The 18604-nt window shown below is 62.8% G+C and carries 13 protein-coding genes; 1 reads left to right on the forward strand and 12 read right to left on the reverse strand.

The features are described 5' to 3' along the window. Positions 1–294: 294 nt before the first annotated feature. Together flhA and flhB are read right to left on the reverse strand one after the other, a co-directional pair. A complete protein-coding gene (flhA, locus tag KBW95_RS10245; protein WP_211528168.1) occupies positions 295–2406 on the reverse strand; it encodes a flagellar biosynthesis protein FlhA in 2112 nt (703 codons plus the stop codon). Continuing rightward, the gene (flhB, locus tag KBW95_RS10250; RefSeq protein WP_211528169.1) at positions 2403–3599 is read right to left on the reverse strand and encodes a flagellar biosynthesis protein FlhB; all 1197 of its coding nucleotides are present in this window, start codon (positions 3597–3599) and stop codon (positions 2403–2405) included. Before flhB ends, flhA begins: the two co-directional genes overlap by 4 nt. Positions 3600–3882: 283 nt before the next feature. Here flhB and KBW95_RS10255 point away from each other — a divergent pair, with 283 nt between their 5' ends. Further along, positions 3883–4143, forward strand: coding sequence for a hypothetical protein (locus KBW95_RS10255; RefSeq protein ID WP_211528170.1), 261 nt, complete (start codon positions 3883–3885; stop codon positions 4141–4143). A gap of 134 nt (positions 4144–4277) precedes the next feature. Here the strand turns inward: KBW95_RS10255 and KBW95_RS10260 are convergent, their stop codons facing one another. The 10 genes from KBW95_RS10260 to KBW95_RS10305 form a co-directional block, all read right to left on the reverse strand. Further along, complete coding sequence (locus tag KBW95_RS10260; RefSeq protein WP_373888782.1) at positions 4278–7115, reverse strand: YjbH domain-containing protein; 2838 nt, start codon at positions 7113–7115, stop codon at positions 4278–4280. Between the two features lie 96 nt (positions 7116–7211). Next, positions 7212–8351 carry a glycosyltransferase gene (locus KBW95_RS10265; RefSeq protein ID WP_229429660.1) on the reverse strand — a complete coding sequence of 380 codons (1140 nt, stop codon included), beginning with the start codon at positions 8349–8351 and terminating at the stop codon, positions 7212–7214. Between the two features lie 324 nt (positions 8352–8675). Continuing rightward, positions 8676–9920 (reverse strand): UDP-N-acetyl-D-mannosamine dehydrogenase, encoded by a 1245-nt coding sequence (gene wecC, locus KBW95_RS10270; protein WP_211528172.1) that lies wholly within the window; start codon positions 9918–9920, stop codon positions 8676–8678. Continuing rightward, positions 9921–11009 (reverse strand): non-hydrolyzing UDP-N-acetylglucosamine 2-epimerase, encoded by a 1089-nt coding sequence (gene wecB / locus KBW95_RS10275; protein WP_229429661.1) that lies wholly within the window; start codon positions 11007–11009, stop codon positions 9921–9923. Further along, the gene (locus KBW95_RS10280; protein ID WP_229429662.1) at positions 10921–12378 is read right to left on the reverse strand and encodes a glycosyltransferase family 4 protein; all 1458 of its coding nucleotides are present in this window, start codon (positions 12376–12378) and stop codon (positions 10921–10923) included. The genes wecB and KBW95_RS10280 overlap by 89 nt, the downstream gene beginning before the upstream one ends. Then, the gene (locus KBW95_RS10285; protein ID WP_211528174.1) at positions 12287–13936 is read right to left on the reverse strand and encodes a heparinase II/III family protein; all 1650 of its coding nucleotides are present in this window, start codon (positions 13934–13936) and stop codon (positions 12287–12289) included. The genes KBW95_RS10280 and KBW95_RS10285 overlap by 92 nt, the downstream gene beginning before the upstream one ends. Beyond that, positions 13933–16062 carry a bi-domain-containing oxidoreductase gene (locus KBW95_RS10290; protein ID WP_211528175.1) on the reverse strand — a complete coding sequence of 710 codons (2130 nt, stop codon included), beginning with the start codon at positions 16060–16062 and terminating at the stop codon, positions 13933–13935. The genes KBW95_RS10285 and KBW95_RS10290 overlap by 4 nt, the downstream gene beginning before the upstream one ends. Continuing rightward, the gene (locus KBW95_RS10295) at positions 16059–16841 is read right to left on the reverse strand and encodes an AglZ/HisF2 family acetamidino modification protein (RefSeq protein WP_211528176.1); all 783 of its coding nucleotides are present in this window, start codon (positions 16839–16841) and stop codon (positions 16059–16061) included. The genes KBW95_RS10290 and KBW95_RS10295 overlap by 4 nt, the downstream gene beginning before the upstream one ends. 3 nt (positions 16842–16844) lie before the next feature. Beyond that, on the reverse strand, positions 16845–17456 hold the full coding sequence (gene hisH, locus KBW95_RS10300; RefSeq protein WP_211528177.1) for an imidazole glycerol phosphate synthase subunit HisH: 612 nt from the start codon (positions 17454–17456) through the stop codon (positions 16845–16847). Continuing rightward, positions 17453–18604: an N-acetyl sugar amidotransferase gene (locus KBW95_RS10305; protein WP_307727644.1), complete on the reverse strand. Its 1152-nt coding sequence runs from the start codon at positions 18602–18604 to the stop codon at positions 17453–17455. Before KBW95_RS10305 ends, hisH begins: the two co-directional genes overlap by 4 nt.

Below are 18604 nucleotides of genomic sequence, written 5' to 3' on the forward strand. Positions count from 1 at the left end.
GTTGGACACATATGGCTCGTGCGCCCGGATCTCGGCCCGCCAATACCTCGTGCACTGTCACTCCGGCTCGTCGAGCTCTACGGCTCGAGCAACGGAGAAGAGCTGCGGGATCTCGAAACGCTGGTGGCCCTCAGCAGTGCGTTCACCTTGGTCCTGGTGGTGACGGTATCCGGCTTGCTGATCTGGCGGCAGCTCAGGAAAAAAACGCGCCTGTAGCGCTGGAAGGGGCAGAGCCGTCGCGGCTCGCCCCTCGCTCATCATCGGGCGCGGCGCCCCTCGCCTGCCCAGCGACCTTTACATCTGCGCGCCCACCAGGCTCGTCACCCGGATCGTCTTGGTTTCCGGAATCTCCGCATGCGACAACACCTTCAGCTGCGGCACGGCGCGGCGCAGGAAGCGCGACAGCAGCACGCGCAACGGCGCCGGCACCAGCAGCACCGGAGTGAGGCCCATCTGTTCCTGCTGCTGGGCGGCCTGGGCCGCCTGCTGGGCGATGGTGTCGGCCAGGCCCGGCTCGATACCGGTGCCGTCGCCGCCGGCGCTCATCGCGCCCATCAGCAGGCGCTCGAGGCGGTTGTCCAGGGTCATCACCGACAGCTCGCTGGCGCCCGGGAACAACTGCTGGACGATCGCGCGGCCCAGCGCCACCCGCACCATCGCGGTCAGCTCGGCCGGATCCTGGGTCTGGCTCGCGTACTCGGACAACGCCTCGATGATGGTGCGCATGTCGCGGATGTGCACGCCTTCCACCAGCAGGTTCTGCAGCACTTTCTGCAGGGTCGACAGCGGCATCATCTTCGGCACCAGGTCCTCGACCAGCTTCGGGGTTTCCTTGCCCAGGTGGTCGAGCAGCGCCTGCACTTCCATGCGGCCCAGCAGTTCCGAGGCGTGGGTGGTGATCAGGTGATTCAGGTGGGTCGCCACCACGGTGCCGGCGTCGACCACGGTATAGCCCATGCTTTGCGCCTCGTCGCGCAGGCCGGCTTCGATCCAGATCGCCGGCAGGCCGAAGGCCGGATCGGTGGTCACCAGGCCCGGCAGCGTGCCGCTCGCCATGCCCGGGTTGATCGCCAGGAACTGGCCGTTCATGGCCTCGCCCGCGCCCACTTCGACGCCCTTGAGCGTGATGCGGTAGCCCGAGGGTTTGAGCTCGAGGTTGTCGCGGATGTGCACCGGCGGCGCCAGGAAACCGACTTCCTGGGCGAACTTCTTGCGGATCCCCTTGATGCGCTTGAGCAGCTCGCCGCCCTGGGTCTTGTCGACCAGCGGAATCAGGCGGTAGCCCACTTCCAGGCCGAGGGTATCGACCGGCATCACATCCTGCCAGGTGGCTTCCTCGGACTCGGCCGGGGCCTGGGTGGCCGCCGCGGCCTGCTCTGCCGCGGCCGCCGCTGCTTCCTGGGCCGGCTTTTGCTTGGCGCGCTTGGACAGCAGGTAGCCGCCGCCCAGCAGCGCGCCGCCCAGCATCAGGAACACCAGGGTCGGCATGCCCGGGATCACGCCCAGGCCGAAGATGATGCCTCCGGTGATGTACAGCGCCTCCGGGCGTGCGAACAGCTGGTTGGTCAGCTGCGAGCTGATGTCTTCGTCGCTGGCCACGCGCGACACGACCATACCGGCCGCGATCGAGATGATCAAGGAAGGCAGCTGGGCCACCAGGCCGTCGCCGATCGCCAGCAAGGTATAGGTAGTGGCGGCGTCGCCGACCGCCATGCTGTGCTGGACCACGCCGACGATCAGGCCGCCGATCACGTTGATCAGGGTAATCATGATGCCGGCGACCGCGTCGCCCTTGACGTACTTGGACGCACCGTCCATCGCGCCGTAGAACTCGGCTTCCTGGGCCACTTCGTTGCGGCGCTTGCGCGCGTCGGCTTCGCCGATCAGGCCGGCGTTCAGGTCGGCGTCGATCGCCATCTGCTTGCCCGGCATCGCGTCCAGGGCGAAGCGTGCGCCGACCTCGGCGATACGGCCCGCACCCTTGGTGACGACGCTGAAGTTAATGATGGTCAGGATGACGAACACGACGATACCAACCGTGTAGTTGCCGCCGATCAGGAAGTGGCCGAAGGCCTCGATCACCTTGCCCGCGGCCGCGCCGCCGGTATGGCCTTCAGTCAGGACGATACGGGTGGACGCGACGTTCAGCGCAAGGCGCAACATGGTCGAGACCAGCAGGATGGCCGGGAAGGCCATGAAGTCGAGCGGCTTGACCGTGTACAGGGCGGTCAGCAGCACGATCACCGACAGCGCGATGTTGAAGGTGAAGAACACGTCGAGGATGAAGGCCGGCAGCGGCAGGATCATCATCGCCAGCAGCAGGATGATCAGCACAGGCGCGGCCAGCGCCTTGCCGCCGCGGCTGCCCAGGCCGCTCAGCCAGGTGGGAAGTTTCAGGCTGTTCATTGCATCACTCCATTATTCGAGTCCGGGCGCGACGGTCGCTGCCGGGCCAGCTGGAAGGCCGGGTCATGCGGGTCCATCTCCGGCGGCACGGCCAGCTTGCCCGGCCGGTCCGGATAGGCGCCGTCGCCCTTCTTGTAGGCGCGCAGCTGGTAGACGTAGGCCAGCACTTCGGCCACCGCCGAGTACAGTTTCTCGGGAATCTCTTCGTCGATGTCGGTGTGCTTGTACAGCGCACGGGCCAGGGCCGGCGCTTCCAGCATCGGGACCTTGTGCTCGCCGCCCAGTTCGCGGATCTTGGCCGCGACATCGTCCACGCCCTTGGCGACCACGCGCGGCGCGCCCTTCTGGCCGTCGGCGTATTTCAGGGCCACGGCGTAGTGGGTCGGGTTGGTGACGATCACGTCGGCGGTCGGCACGTTCTGCATCATGCGGCCGCGCGCCATCTCGCGCTGCATCTGGCGGATCTTGCCCTTGATTTGCGGGTTGCCGTCCGATTCCTTGTGCTCCTGGATCATTTCCTGGCGCGTCATCTTCATCTTGTCGTGGTAGTGCCAGAGCTGGTAAGGGCCGTCGATCAGGGCCACCACGCCCAGGGCGCCGACGATGAACAGGAAGGCCTTGGCGATCATCTCGCCGGCATGGGCGCTGCCCGCGTTCAGCGGTTCGACCGCCAGGCCCAGCATCGCTTCCTTCTGGCCCATGATGACGACCCAGGCGACCGCCCCGACCAGCACGGTCTTGGCGATCGCCTTCAGCAGTTCGATCAGCGAATTGGTCGAGAACATGTTGCCGATGCCCTTGATCGGGTTCAGCTTCATAAAATTGGGCATGAAGGCCTTGGACGAGAACAGCCAGCCGCCGATCAGCAGCGGCGAGACCAGGGCGACCAGCATGATGGCGCCGGCGATCGGCAGGCAGGCCAGCATCACGCCAAACACGTCGTTGAACACGCGCTCGAGCAGGACGTCGGGGTTGTAGACCTGCTCGCGGTCGAGCGAGAGGCCGGATTGCAGGGCGGCGCCCAGGCGCCCGACCAGCGAGCCGCCGAACATCCACAGGGTGGCGCCGGCGGTCATCAGGACGGTGAAGGTGGCGATCTCGCGCGAGCGGGGAACGTCGCCTTCCTCGCGTGCTTTCTCTAACCGCCTGGGTGACGCTGGTTCGGTGCGTTCCGCGTCGCTGTCGTCCGCCATCTATGCTCCTGGGCCTGCAAATCGTTGTCGAGCCAGGATTATCGCCGGGATTTCCTAGAATCTATATTCTGAGAAAGAGGTAAAAGCACCCGTTATTTACGCTGTGGAAGGATTTGGTAGCATAAAGATAATGAGGTCATTTGATACGCATATATACAATTTTGTGACAAGTTTTGGCGTTTTCACATTACCGGATTAATACAACTCAACTTTTCGTTGCTATAATGCCGTGGCAGTTAATGCACCATACGGATATACCGTCACTTTGAACAAAGGATCTACAATGAAGAAGCTCCTCGCTATGACCGCTGCCCTGAGCCTGATGTCGGCCCAGGTGTTCGCACAAACCGCATCGACCGAAACCCCTGCTGCGCAGTCGACCACCACCACCACCACCGCTACCACCACCACCGCTACCGGTGTTGCTGGCACCGGCCTGTCGACCGCTGCAATGGTCGCTATCGGCGCTGTGGTCGCTGGCGTTGCAATCGCTGCAGCTGACAGCGATTCGAGCACCAGCCACTCGGCAACCACCCACCACTGATCGACGGCGCCGCGAGGCGCTTGCGACAATGGAAAAACTGGCCGCAATCGCGGCCAGTTTTATTTTGCGGGTGCGGCTGGCGCACATGTCGCATCCTTGCAAAAGCAAACCGGCCGCACGAGGCGGCCGGTCGATCAGTAGGTAGTGCTCCAGGTCACGCTGAGCTCTTTCCTGCCTGGCGTAATCGCCAGGCGCGAGCGCGGATCCTCGCGCTGGGCCTGCCACAGCCAGCTGCCGATCGCATACCCCACCAGGCCGCCGCCGACGACATCCGACACCCAGTGCTGGCGGTCCGCCACCCGGCCCATGGCGCCGACCGCGGCCAGGCCGTACAGCCAAGGCGCGTCGTATTCCTGGGCGAATGGCGTCACCGCCGCGAAGGCCACCGCCGCATGGTTCGACGGGAAGGACGCATCCGAGCGCTTGCCTGAGCTGCTGAAGGCGCCGCGCTCCTCGTAAGGGCGGGCGCGGCCGACCAGGCGCTTGGTGGCCATCGACACCCCTGCGGCGCCGGCGATCGACTGGAGCGAAATGATGCCCATGTTTTGCATGCGGTCGTCGCCGAAGGCGATCGCCGAGCCCGCGGCACCGGCCAGCAGCCAGGGCATGGCCTTGCCGACGTTGCCGTAGGCATTGGCCGCGCGCGAATCCGCGTGCTTCCTGATGATGCGGTCGACCGGCTTGTCCAGCGCGGCGCCGGCCAGGATCGCGCCGCCGCCCAACAGGGCGCCGCCTGCCCATTGCGGCAGGGTCGGCGAGTTCGACACCGACTGCTCCAGGCGCCAGCGGAAGGCCGGCCAGGCGCTCGGCAGGGGGCGTACCGGCTGGGTAATGACGTCCAGCTTCTGCTCGTCGCGGCGCTCGGCAAAATTGCCCAGACCATCATAGGCGGTGAGGTCTCGGCGCGGATCTTCAAGCATTTCGTAGAGGTCGCCGGGAGTGGCCACCATCTGGCCGACGTCGCGCGTCCACGGTGAGATCGCCACGCCTGCCACTGCTTGGGTATCGCTCGGCAACATCGAGTTGATCGGGATCGACAAGAAGACGCCTTTATCATAGTACGGCTCGGCGGGGGTACCAGGACCCGTCGTATCGCGACCATTGGTGCGGGTGTACCACGCGCCGATCTCGATGCCTGAACGGAAGCGGCGCTTGAACTCGAAGCGAGCCCCCTTGTCTCCAGCCAGAAAGCGCCCTGCCCGTGCGCTCACGGTCATATCGTAAGGCAACCTGTAGTGCATAGTCCCCAGCGTCGTCACCGTCCGGTAATCGCGCTTGTCAAACCATCCCTTGAAACCGCGCTGCTCGAGCGCATCAACCGCAAAATCGGCAGCCCATCGGCTGTCCCTCGGCAAATACAGCACCTGGCCACCCAGGCCGCGGTACATCTCTTCGTACAAGCCGGCTGAGAAGCGGGCGTATACGCGCTCGGCTGGAAGGGCATAATGGTTGACCAGCATCCTGTTTAGCTTGAGGCGACTACCGCGCTTGTACTCGGCAACGTCGCTTCGCACGTGCGGAAGCAGGCTGTTCGAGGTCTGCGTCACGCCCGACACGTTCTCGAACAGGTTGAGCTTCAACGCGGCGTTCAGGTAGGTGCCTTCCGCGAGACGTCGGTCGTAGTTAGCAGCGGCCCAAATCTCGTAACGGAGGGCGCCGCTGGGATCGTTGAAGAAGAAACTGGCTTTAGGCACAACCTTGAAACGATTTGTTTCGCGATCCTCGGATTGCGCACTGACCATCTCTCCTTCGTGACCGACCTGCACGTTCAGCCCGCCCTGCTCGCCTACCGCCAGCAACATCTGGTTCTCGTCGATAAGGATGCGGTCCGCCGGCGTGGCGTAGCGCACCACCGTCGTCTGCAGGAACGCTTCACGTCCAACCATACCAGTCAGGTAATCCGACATAGTCGGCAGGTCGAGAAACTCGAAGGTGGCGACTGGCTGTTCGAGCTTCGTATACGTCACCTTGATGGCACGCGTGCCGGTCGGCGCGAATGCCAGCGCGGTCCGCGACGCGCGCCCAACGGCGCGACCGAGATTGGAAATGCGCTTGCTGGTCAGGCTCAGTTTGAACGTGGTGCCGTCGACTTCGATGCGAATGTTCTTGAAACCCTGTCGGGCCAGGGCGTCGATCAACGCAGCCGAGTGTTTTGGCTGATCTTGCCATTGGGCCAGGGTCGCACGCACCGGCGCGTTTTTCGGCTGGTAATAAGGCGGCTCGAACAGCTTGGGAATGAACTCGCGTTCAGAGAACGGAATACTTACATAGGCGTTGGCGCTGAAATGATTGCGGTGGCGGGCCACTTGCGCGCCCAGCCATCCCCAGCGGTATTCGACACCGAGCGCCGGGCCTTTTTCGCGCGAGCTGGCGGAAGTCAGGTTGGCGCGAAAGTCCCTCTTGTAATCGTTCGCGTCGTATTCGGCGACGACCGACCAGCCGGGCAAAGACTGCGGGCTCCAGCGCACCCCGGCGAACGGCCCTTCCGGACGTCCACGGCCGAAGCCCAAGCTTGCTTCGATATTGTGTGCGGGGCCGAAGGTCTTCGTGGCAACAATATATTTGCCCTTGAACAGCTCGGTGCCCAGCAGGTCGGTCGCTCCCACGGCAACGGCGGGAAGCCAGTCGGACTCGCTCCAGAGACGCAGCTTGGCGTCCGCCACCTTGTCCTTGTAGCGACCATAGTCCTTGCCGTAGCCACCACTAAAGCCTTGGATGCCCGAGATCGCGACGTAACGACCGGTAAACTGGAGAAAGGGCAGCACCGTGGCAGTTGCCCACAAGCTGCCGTAGGGCTTGTCGTAGCCGTAGCCGGCCGAGAAAGTTCCGTCCGCCTCGACGACAGCGGAAGGCATGTTGATATATCCGGATTGGCCCTGAAGGGTCGGTGTCGCTGCGATGGCATTAGCCGCACCGAGCACCAGCCAGCTGTAGCAGCCACCTTTGAAGGAAGTCCTAAGTCGAGTCAGCACACTAAGCAAACGCCACGGAGGGCGTGATTAAAAACATGGGATGGATCACGGCTCGATACGGGCACGCCGACATGCCGGCCGCCCGCGAAGCGGCGATCAGGCGGTCATCGAGAGGTTGTCTGCATCCATCTCTTCATTGGCCGCCGCCGCGGGGACAGCGAGCGCCAGGCTGCGCTTTACCGAGGCGAGATACCAATAAAAGCATAAATAGACGGCGAAGCTGAGCACGAACGACAGCCCGAGTGTAACTGGCATATCCGGGAAACTGATGGCCAGGCAGGCAGGCAGTGCCGCAATCGCCCAGGAAAACGGCGACACGGAGGAGTTGCGCAGATCGGCGCGCAGGTTCGGGAACCACCGCAGGGCAATCGCCACCTTGACCAGGCTGTGCAGGTGGTGACTGTCGGGCTGGCCCGGATCGCTTCTGGTCCACAGACGGCGCGCGATGGTGAACAAGGTTTCGAAGATTGGGTAGGCGCAGGCCAGCAGCGGCGCCCATGGCGAGACACTCAGATTGCGCGCGGGAATCATCACTGCGATCCAAGCCAACAGGAAGCCCAGCAGGTAGGCTCCACCGTCGCCAAGGAACAGCTTACCAAATGGGAAATTAACAAAGAAAAAACCCAAGGTCACCACTAACACCGCAAAGCACATTTTGGCTAGCACGACATCGCCGCAGTTTAGGGAGATAACACCTAGCGCAGCCAGGCAGATGGCGACTGTACCGCTGGCCAGACCATTGAACCCGTCGATGATGTTGACGGCATTGGCTACTCCACCAACTGCGAAGGCGGTAAACAGCACCGACAACGGAGCGAACGCGAGCAACTGGTCGATGCCCCAGATTCCGGTATGGGAGAGGCTGACGCCGGTAATCGCCCAAGCGAGCATCCCGCTGGCCATGGTCGCGAGCAGACGCGTACGCACCGAAACCCCCTTGGTCAGGTCTTCGGCGACGCCGAACAAGAAAGCCGGCAGGCCCGCGAGCAAGATCGGCGCGAAGAGTGTGCGCAGCGGGGCGTCGGCGGCGGCGCAGGCCGCAATCAGTCCGAGCATGATGGCCACGCCGCCGACACGTGGGGTCGGGACAGTGTGGAATTTCTGCACACCGGCAGTCCCGTCGAGCGTCAGCTTGCCATGCCACTTGGTGGTCAACACGGTGACGACAGCGCATGCGAAGGCGACGACGAATCCGAGTCCCACTCCGCCATCAACAAAATTAAGCAAATTCATCATTTAATGACTGGAGGTTCTCGACTTCCCAATAAAGATCGTAGACAACAAAACAGCATCTTAACATAAGGAAACTTGAATCCAGACTATTCCAGTATAAGAATCACGCATAACGTTGTTTCTAAACCGCATATATCCATTAATCAATGTGAGTTACCCCAAGTCATTGAATTCGAATGGAAAACCGTCTTTGATATGCTGTTGACATAAACATTACGCGGCTGGAATCGACGCTAATTCAGACACAAGGATCTGCTTCACGCCGTAAACGTTGCGCTTGTCTTTGCGAGGCGGAGATGGTCCGCCTCGCGAAGACAAGTTGACTGCTCAGGCGGCCGGACGCGCCTGTTCGGCCAGGACCCCGCAAAAATCGAGCGCATTTGCCTGGGCCAACGCTGCTTTCACCTTGCTATCGGTGAACTGACGATGTTTAACGAGCACGGCGATCACGTCGGCCGTGGCGATGGCCTCATCGACTTCTGCCAGCTCGAATTTCCCATGGCTTTCGATGTTCGGCTCGACTGCGATCACGTCGTAGCCCTGATCGAACAGCGCTTCCGCGATCGACAGGGCGGGAGATTCGCGCAGGTCATCGATGTCCGGCTTGAAGGCCAGCCCAAAGCAGGCGATCTTCGCCTTGCGTCCAGTACGGGCGTTGGCGTCTGCAGCGGCAATCTTCATCTGGTCGATAGCCCATGCGGTCTTGGCGTTGTTGACCTCCCGTGCCGTGCGGATCAGACGCGCATTTTCCGGGTCGCGCGCAACGATGAACCACGGATCGACTGCGATGCAATGTCCACCGACGCCGGCGCCTGGCTGTAAGATGTTCACACGCGGGTGGCGGTTGGCGAGCTGGATGAGCTGCCAGACATTGATGCCCTCCTTGGCGCAAATCAGCGACAACTCGTTGGCAAAGGCAATGTTCACGTCGCGGAAGCTATTCTCGGTCAGTTTGCACATCTCCGCGGTCTTGGCGTCGGTCTCGAGTACCTGGCCATGGACGAAGGTGCGGTAGAACCCTGCAACCGTCGCAGTCGCCTCCGCGGTCAGCCCGCCGATAACACGGTCGTTCTCCACCAGTTCCGACATGATCTTGCCGGGAAGGACGCGCTCCGGGCAGTAAGCGATATGGACCGTGGACACGTCCACTCCGGCTTCGGACAGTACGTCGGCCATGTGCTGGGTCGTCCCGACCGGAGAAGTCGATTCCAAGATCACCAGGTCGCCTGGCTTCACAAAGCCGGCGATACTCCGGGTGGCTGCCAGCACGTAGTCAATATTCGGCTGGGGGATGCCTTCGCCCTCGTGGAACGGGGTCGGCACGCAGATCATGTAGACATCACCGGGCTGCGGCGTGGTGAAGGCTTTTAGACGTCCCGAAGCGACCGCCGAGCGGACAAAGGCGTCGAGATCGGGCTCGACGATGTGGATGCGACCCTGGTTAATTGTATGGACCGCATCGGCATTCAGGTCGACGCCGACCACATCGTAATTGCTGCTGGCGAGCAAAGCAGCGGTGGGCAAGCCGATGTAGCCCAGACCAACTACGCAGACCGTCTTTTTCCTTAACATTTAAAATTTCCTCAACACTTCAATAATTCGTTCGCAAGCGTCACCGCCGCCATAGGGATTGTGAGCCCACGCCATTTGGCGGTAGCTATCCTCGTTCGTCAGCAACTCGGCGACGTTGGCGACGATCCGCTCGCGGTTGGCGCCCACCAGGCGCACCGTCCCCGCTGCAACCGCTTCGGGACGCTCGGTGACGTCGCGCATCACCAGCACAGGTTTACCCAGGCTCGGCGCTTCTTCCTGGATGCCGCCGCTGTCCGTCAGCACCAGATAACAATGCCTGAGCAACAGCACGAAGGGTTCATAGTCGAGCGGCTCGATCAGGTGCACGTTGGGCAGCCCGGCGAGGATCGCCTGCACTGGTTCGCGCACGTTCGGGTTCAGGTGCACCGGATAGACGAAGCGTACCGCTGGAAAGCGCTCTGCAAGTTCCTTGAGCGCCTCGCAAATCTGCAGGAACCCGTCGCCGAAATTCTCGCGGCGGTGCCCCGTGATAAGGACGAAGCGCTTGCTGCGCCAGTCGACAGGCAGGCGCATCGCGAGGAAAGTCTCTACCTCGTCCTGCCGGCGCGGATCGGAATCGATCTTCTTGAGCATCCACAGCAGCGAATCGATCACAGTATTGCCGGTCACGTGGACCTCGTGTTCCTTCACGCCTTCCGCCAACAGGTTGGCGCGGCTTTGCTCGGTTGGCGCGAAATGCCAGCGGGTGAGCTTCGAAGCGACTTGGCGGTTGAACTCTTCCGGGAAAGGCGAGTGCACGTCATGGGTGCGGAGGCCTGCCTCGACGTGCCCAACCGGCACCCCGGCGTAGAAACCGGCCATTGCCGCCGCCAAGGTCGTCGTTGTATCGCCGTGGACAAGCAAGGCGTCAGGCCGGTATTCGCGCAACACATGGCGCATGCCGAGCAGCACCGACGAAGTGACGTCGAACAGATCCTGGCCTGACTTCATCAGGTCCAAGTCGATGTCGGGGACGATATCGAATACGCGCAGGGCCTGATCAAGCATCTGCCGATGCTGCGCTGTCACGCACAACATCGTCTCGAACTGGGCGGGGTTCCCCCGCAAGGCGTGGTACAGCGGCGCCATCTTGATAGCTTCCGGTCTCGTTCCGAATACCATCATTATTTTCTTGGTCATGCTTAGTCAGCTTCCTCAGGATATTCAACATGTTGCCAGCCAAGTTCTTGCGGTCATAGCGCTTGGCAGCATTCAGCCCATTGCGGCGATAGGTATCGAAGCGCGCGGTATCGGCGCGCAGGCGCAACAGAGCGTCAGTCAGCTGTTCCGCGTTATCGGACTCGAACACTTCCCCGACGCCTTCGTCGCGGACGATCTGGGCCGATTCACCCGGCACCCCATGCAGGACGGGAATGCCCATGCCCATGCATTCGAAGAGTTTCGACGGAATCACCGAGCCAAACAGCTCGGTCTTGCGCAGGTGGATGATCGACACGTCCAGCAGGGACCAGTAGTGCGGAACCTCGGCCTTGGGCACCGAGTCCAGGAACAGCACGTTATTCAACTCCATGGAATTCGCCAGCGCGATCAAGTCCGCCTTGCGGGCCCCATCGCCCAGGAATAACAGGCGGACTTTCTCCGCCCCCGGGGTCTCCTTCAGCCTGCGGGCAGCCTCGAGCAGGGTTTCGAGCCCGTGTGCCATGCCGTGGGTGCCGATGTAGCCAGCCACGAAGCAGCCTTCAAGCCCTAGCTTGCGCTCGAGCTCACTGTGTTTGTTCTGCGGACCGAAATTGCTCAGATCCACTCCGTTGGTGACGACATCGATTTTTTTCGGATCGACGCCGCGTTTGGCCAGCACGTCCTTGAACGCATGGGTCACGCCGACGATACGGGTGGCCTTGCGATACAGGAACATCTCGAGCCGCTCCAGCATGCGGATTGCGAACGAGTCGCCCAGGGCGCCTACCGCCTTGATGGACTCGGGCCAGATGTCGCGCAGCTCGAAAACCCATGGCTTACGCTTGAGCAGGCCCACCACGTAAGCGGCGCAGGCCGTGAAGAATTGCGGAGAGGTGCCTACCACGACATCCGGCTTGCGCACGAACAAGGACGCCAGCGTCGACGTCGCCATGAAGCTCACGTAATCGAGGATACGGCGCGCCGTGCCTTCGTTGGCCGTGATGTAGGACCAGACACGGATTACCCTGATGCCGTTCATGGTCTCAGTCTGCCAGAGTTTGTTCTTATACCCTGGAAACACCTTCCCTTTTGGAAAGTTTGGAGCGCAAGTAATCACTGTAACCGCCGCCCCCTTGTTGACCCATTCGCGACAATGCTCATAGGTGCGGCTGGCCGGAGCGTTGACTTCCGGGGGGAAATTGTCCGTTAGAAATAGAATATGCACATCAGATCCAGTTGATGGTGATGGTTGCTGCCTTGTCGTCCAGCTCGACGGCAATGCACATGGTGTCTTGGACGGGGCCGAACACAGGTCCATAGCGCGCCGGCTCGAGGCTGGCGCGGCCTGCCGCAACCTCGAAGACGCAGCGCTGTCCGCCTGCGAGCTTCAGCACGAACGACTGCCCTTCTCCGGCCTCGACGGCAACGTCGGGGTGCAGGATGTAGCGCGCCTTGGCACGCATGAAGCCGCCGCTGACGAGGTCGGCGATCTCGAGCCTGCCGTTGCGCAAGGTCCAGCTACGGCGGTGCACCGGCTTGCCCGGCAGGCGCCGGTAGCCGTCATGCGAGCAAGCGACCTCTACCTCGCCGTCGGCGCAACGCGCGGCGTAACCGAACGGATAGGCTCGCCGGGCAACCCGGAACCCGGACCAGACTTCGGAAGAGCTCTGGCCGTCGACCTCCACGGTGCTGTGCGAGCAGGTGGCGCGCTCACGCTCGCGCTCCGGGCCGAGTCCGTAGCGCGAGGTTCCGCCGTTGACGATCACGCGTTGCCTGAACAGCGACAATTCGAACGAAAGCGTATCGGCGTGCGCATGGCCCGGAAGGTAGTCCGGCCCGACCGGGCCGACATCGAGCAGCGCTACCGCTTCCGCCGCCTCGAGCCGCACGTAGCCGCTCTCGGGCCAGGCTTGGCAGGCCGGCAGCGGCGCCCCGGCGGCAACCGGAAGCGCCAGTTGCAGCCGGCGGGCATAGGCTTCGAGCCCCGCATGGTCCGGCGCGATGCCCAGCGCGGCGTCGTTGAACAGCGCTATCCCGCCGTCGGGATGGGACATCCCGCGCAACCAGCCAAGCATGCGGACGGCCGTTTGCTCCCAGTCCCGCACGACGCCCGCATCGATTCGGCCCGGGCGGGCACCCGCCACATTCACGAGGTCGAGCATGTCTTCCAGGAAGATTGCATGGTACATCGGGCTGCGTTCGAAGTTCCCGCCGTCCGCCAGCACCTGCTCCGGCAGTTCGCGCGCGATGATGCGCAGGCCGAGCGCGAGCCACTTGCCTGCCTCGGCACCCTCGAACGCCAGGCCGGCGAAGACCAGGGCCTTGGCGTTGGCGAACAGGTGATTGCCCAGCAGGTGGCGCTCGAGACGGCCCGTAAGCCATCGAGTCTGCACCGCCAGGCTATGCAGCGCCGCTGGCGGCAACGGGTTCCCCGCGCACATCCACTTCACCCAGTTGACGATGCGCAGCGAAGTCGGATACGGCTCCCACGCGGTTCCCGTACCCGGCGCGTTATCGGCGACCCATTGCGCGATCAGCGCCGCATGCCAAGCGGCCCGCGAAGCGCCGCCTTCGGCGTTCAGATCGTCGAAGTAATGCTGGTTGTAGCGCCACAGTTTCTCCAGCCTAGGGTTGTCCCAGCCGATGTCCTGCAGGCGCGCCTGCGTGCCCAGGAACGAGAAGCTGCCTGGTCCGGTCATGCTCGGCGCGCGTCGCGCCGGCTCAACCCAGCGCCCGAGCGCGGCGGCCGGCGCCGGCGCCGGCGCGGTGTCGACGCGCGGCCGCAGTAACCGGAACGCGAAGCGACCGTACACCTGCACCGGCTTGAGGTGCCTGATCGTGTGCCAATACTTTCCGGCACCTGCGAGTACACTCAACGCAAGGCCTCGCCGATCTCGATCGCGACGCGGCTGACCTCGAAGATCTCGTCGACTGGAATTGGCGCACCGGCGCTGCGGGCGACCGCGCCGATGAAGGCGGCGGCGCAGGCCTTCTGGCCCTTGTCCTGGCGCCACAAGTTCATTTTCTTGAACCCCGGCCAGCCGAAGCCGCTCAGCTTGCGGAAGTTATCCAGCTGCAGCACGCGCCCCTCGGCGAACACCTCCAGACGCTCCTTCGGGAAGGCTTTGCTGCCGTTGGCGAAATAATGCACAGTGCCGATCGAACCGTCGTCGAAGCTCATCGTCACAGACACCGAGTCGCGGGTGGCGCTATCGAGCGCCATGTGGCGCCATTCCTTGATGCGCGCACCGGCCAGGAAGCGCAGCAGGTCGACGAAGTGGCAGGCCTCGCCCACGATGCGTCCGCCGCCTATTTCGGCGTCCTGGGTCCAGTGCGAGGCGGGAATCGCGCCGGCATTGACCGTCATGATGAAGGACTTGGGTCCCTGCACGCCTGCGAGCAAGCTCTTGATCTTTTGAACCTGGGGGGCGAAACGACGGTTGAATCCGACCATCAGCACCGGCGCGGCACCGCGCGCCAGGGTGGCCTGCTTGAAGGCGCGCTCGATGCCGGACAGTTCGTCCCGGGTCAGGCACAGGGGCTTCTCGACGAAGACGTCGCGTCCCGACTCGAGCGCCTTGTGCACGAAATGCGCGTGCGTGTCATGGCGGGTGGTGACGACGATTGCATTGGTGCCTTCGTCGGCGAACACGCGCTCGGTATCAGTGGTGGTTTCGTCGAAGCCGAACTTGCGGGCAGCGGCCAAGCCGCTCACTCCGGTACTGGAGGCAACGCTGCGCAGGCGCGCGCCCGCCTCTTTAAAGGCTGGAATCAGCACTGCGCTCGCGTAGTTGCCGGAGCCGATGAAACTGACTGCGGGCGCGCTGCTCGCCGCGCCAGACGTTGCGGCGGCGGCAACAACCTGTACGGTGCGTCCTTCGCGCGTGAGCGCCACTCCCGGATACTGTAGCAGGATGCCCCAGGACGGCGCCGCCCCACCTACCAGCTCGTAAGCCTGCTGGGCGTCGGCGATGCCAAAGCGGTGCGAGATCAAGGGCTTTACGTCCAGGCGGCCATCGGCCACCATGTCGAGCACCGCCTCGAAGTTACGCTGCTCGGTCCAGCGCACAAAACCGACCGGGTAGTCGTTGCCCTTCTCCTCGTAGTTCGGATCGTAGCGTCCGGGGCCGTAAGAGCACGACACCTGGAAGGTAAGCTCTTTCTCGAAGAAATCGGCGCGCGACAGTTCCAGGCCGGTGACGCCGACCAGCACGATGCGCCCGCGTTTGCGGCACATGAGCGCGGCCTGGTGCATCGGCTCGCTGCTCTTGGTGGCGGCGGTCACGATCACGGCGTCGACGCCGCGGCCGCGCGAGTACGCCTGCGCCGCTGCGACCGGGTCCTGGCCGGCCGCCAGGTCGACCACCTCGGCGCCAAAACTGCGCGCCAGCGCCAGCTTGTCTTTGTCGAAGTCCAGGCCCAGCACGCGGCAACCGTGCGCGCGCAGCAGCTGCACGGTCACCAGTCCGATCAGACCCAGGCCGGTCACCACGACCGTCTCGCCCAGGGTTGGGTTGGCCAGGCGAATGCCCTGCAACGCGATGGCGCCGAGCACGGTAAAGGCGGCCTCTTCGTCGCTCACGCCGTCCGGCACCTTTGCGCACAGGTTGACCGGCACGCTGACCACTTCGGCATGCTTGCCGTTGCTGATGACGCGGTCGCCGGCCTCGAAGCCGGCGACGCCCGCGCCTACCTCGGCCACGCGTCCCACGTTGCAGTAACCCAGCGGGAGGGGTTGGTCGAGCTTGTTGAACACCGCCTCGATGGTCGGCTGCAGTCCGTCGGTCTTGATCTTGTCAAGCACCATGCGAACCTTGTCCGGCTGCTGGCGCGCTTTCTCGATCCAATTGGCTTTGCCAAATTCGACAAGCATGCGCTCGGTGCCGGCCGAAACCAGCGTCTGGGTGGTCTGGATCAGCAACTGACCGCGCTTGACACCGGGTGCGGGCACGTCCGCCACTTCGGTCGCGCCGGTTTTCAGGCTTTGCAAAATCTGTTTCATCGTACGCCCATCCCGCTTGCGCAGAGCTGGTCCTTCTCGTCCCGGTTCGGGTAATTGATCAACACGGCCCTATACTTTCCTTTGAATACAAACAGGCTGCCGGCGGCAGCGCCAATGGTTCCATGACGGCCGATCAGGCCCTCGATATCGGTCAGGCTGCCGGCACCGCCCAACACCGACATCGGCAGCGTGGTCGCGTCGCGCACCTGGTCGACCAGGTCCATGTCGTAGCCTTTCATCACGCCATCTTGGTCGATCGAATTCAGCAAAATCTCGCCAGCGCCCAATTGCGCCACCTTTTTCGCGAACTCGACGGGATGCATCCCGGTGGCGCGCGTGCCGTTGTGGGTGAACAGCTCGTAGCGCTTGAAGAAGCCGGACTTCTTGACGTCCAGGACGGCTACGATGCTCTGGCTGCCGACCCGTTTTGCGGCGTCGGCGATGATGCCCGGATTGTGCACGGCGGCCGCGCCGACAGCCACCTTCTCCACGCCCAGCGTGATAATGTGCTCGATCTGTTCGGCGGTCTTCACACCACCGGCATAGCACAGCGGCATGCGACATTCCGCCGCCAAGTTGCGGATCAGGTTGTAGTCCGGCTCGCGGTTATGCGCGGTCGCGTCGATGTCGATGACGGTGAGCTCGTCGACTTCTTTCTCGTTGAAGATGCGTACGGCATTGATCGGGTCGCCGACATACTTAGGTTCGCCGAAGCGGACCGTTTTCACCAAGCCGCCGTTTTGCACCAGCAGGCAGGGAATGATTCGTGGACGCAGCATCGGTCAGATCTCCGCAAAATTCTTCAGTAACTGCATGCCCCAATGATGGCTCTTCTCCGGATGGAACTGGGTGCCGTAGACGTTGCCAGAACGGACTGCCGACGCGTACTGGCCGTTGTAGTCTGTGGTGGCAAGCACATGTTCCTGGCTGTCCGGGACGAAGTAATACGAGTGCAGGAAATAGAAGCGCGGGTCATCCATGCCATGGAACAGGCTCTCGCCAGCGCGCGGCAGGGCGTCGTTCCAGCCCATGTGCGGCAGGCGCGCTTTCTGGGTGAAACGGCTGTCGTCGAAGCGCTTCACGCGGGCCGGGATCCAGCCCAGGCCCGGCAGCTCGCCTTCGTCGCTGCTGTCGGCCATCATCTGCATGCCTACACAGACGCCCAGCACCGGGCGCTGCTCTTCCTTGACCAGGCGGTCCAGCGTCTCGCGCATGCCCGAGGCATTGAGCCGCGCCATGGCCCAGTCGAATGCGCCAACGCCCGGCAGGATGATCTTTTTCGCGCTCTCGAGCTCCTGCGCCGTACGGGCCGGCCTGGCCTCGATGTGCAGGCGCTTGTACATGTCCGCGAAAGCCTGGATGTTCCCCAGGCCGTAATCGACGATCGTGATCATCGCTTGCCCCCGACTTCCAGGCCCATAGCCTTCATCACCTTGGCGCCAGCGTCGTAGATCCAGCGCTGCGACTTGTAGTCCCGGTAGGTCTTGTTGGGGGCCTCGAGGTAACCCTTAAGCTCGTTCACCGTGATGCCCAGCTTGGTCGCGACGAACTCGAAGTCCTGGGCGATGGTCGCCTCATCATAGGGTCTGGTGGCCAGCTTGGTCAGCGCTTCCTCGCGGGTCATCTGCCCGGTCAGGATCAGGCTCGAGAACTGGACCTTGCGCGTGTCGTAACCGAACTTGACTGGCAGCCAGTAGCTTTCGTAAAAGCGCGTGAAGCGCGATTCGAAGTGCTTTTGCGGATAGGGCTGCCAGCCGAACCTCTCGCTCAGCAGCTTGACGGCGTCCTGCTTGATGTACTCGACGTTGTTCAGCGGGCGGACGACCTTGATCTTCTTGACATACGGCAGCCAGATCTTGTGCCACAAGATCGAGGTCACCGGATAGCGTTTGAGCGGGCGCTGGCCAAACTTGCGATGGATGTCGCGCAGCTGGATCGAATCGGACTGGTAGTACATCCACTCGACCGGGTTGCGCACGCATTCGGTCGACAGGTTGGCCCCGGTCAGGATGTACTTGACGTCGTACTTCTGGGCGAACTTGTACATGGTCGCGAAGAACGAATGATCCTGCGGCGTATCGATGTGCGATACGCCGGACTTGAAGAAGGCCAGCTGCAGGTCCTTCATTTCTTCCCAGTCGATGACCTCGGTGTACAGGTCCAGGCCGAGGCCGTCTACCAGCTTCTCGATGTTGTTGACGGCGATCTGCGAGTTCCAGCCGGCGTCGACATGAAAAACGAGCGGGCGCAGGCCCAGCTTTTCCTTGGCGATGTACAGCAGGTAGGAGCTGTCGATGCCGCCGCTCATGCCGATGATGCAATCGAAATCGCGGCCTTCGCCGGCCTTCTTGATTTCCGCGACCATCGCATCGAGTTCGCGTTGGCCCTGCTCACCGGTGTGCCAGTTCGGCAATGTGTGCGCATAGTAGGAATTGCAGTGGTCGCACACGCCTTTGTCGTCGAACACGATCTGGGTATCGGTCGTGTCCATCACGCAGTTCGTGCAAACTTGGTAAGGCCGCGTCTTGTTCATTTCACTCAT

This window comes from Massilia sp. ZL223 (genome assembly GCF_018119395.1).
Taxonomy (GTDB): Bacteria; Pseudomonadota; Gammaproteobacteria; order Burkholderiales; family Burkholderiaceae_D; genus Telluria.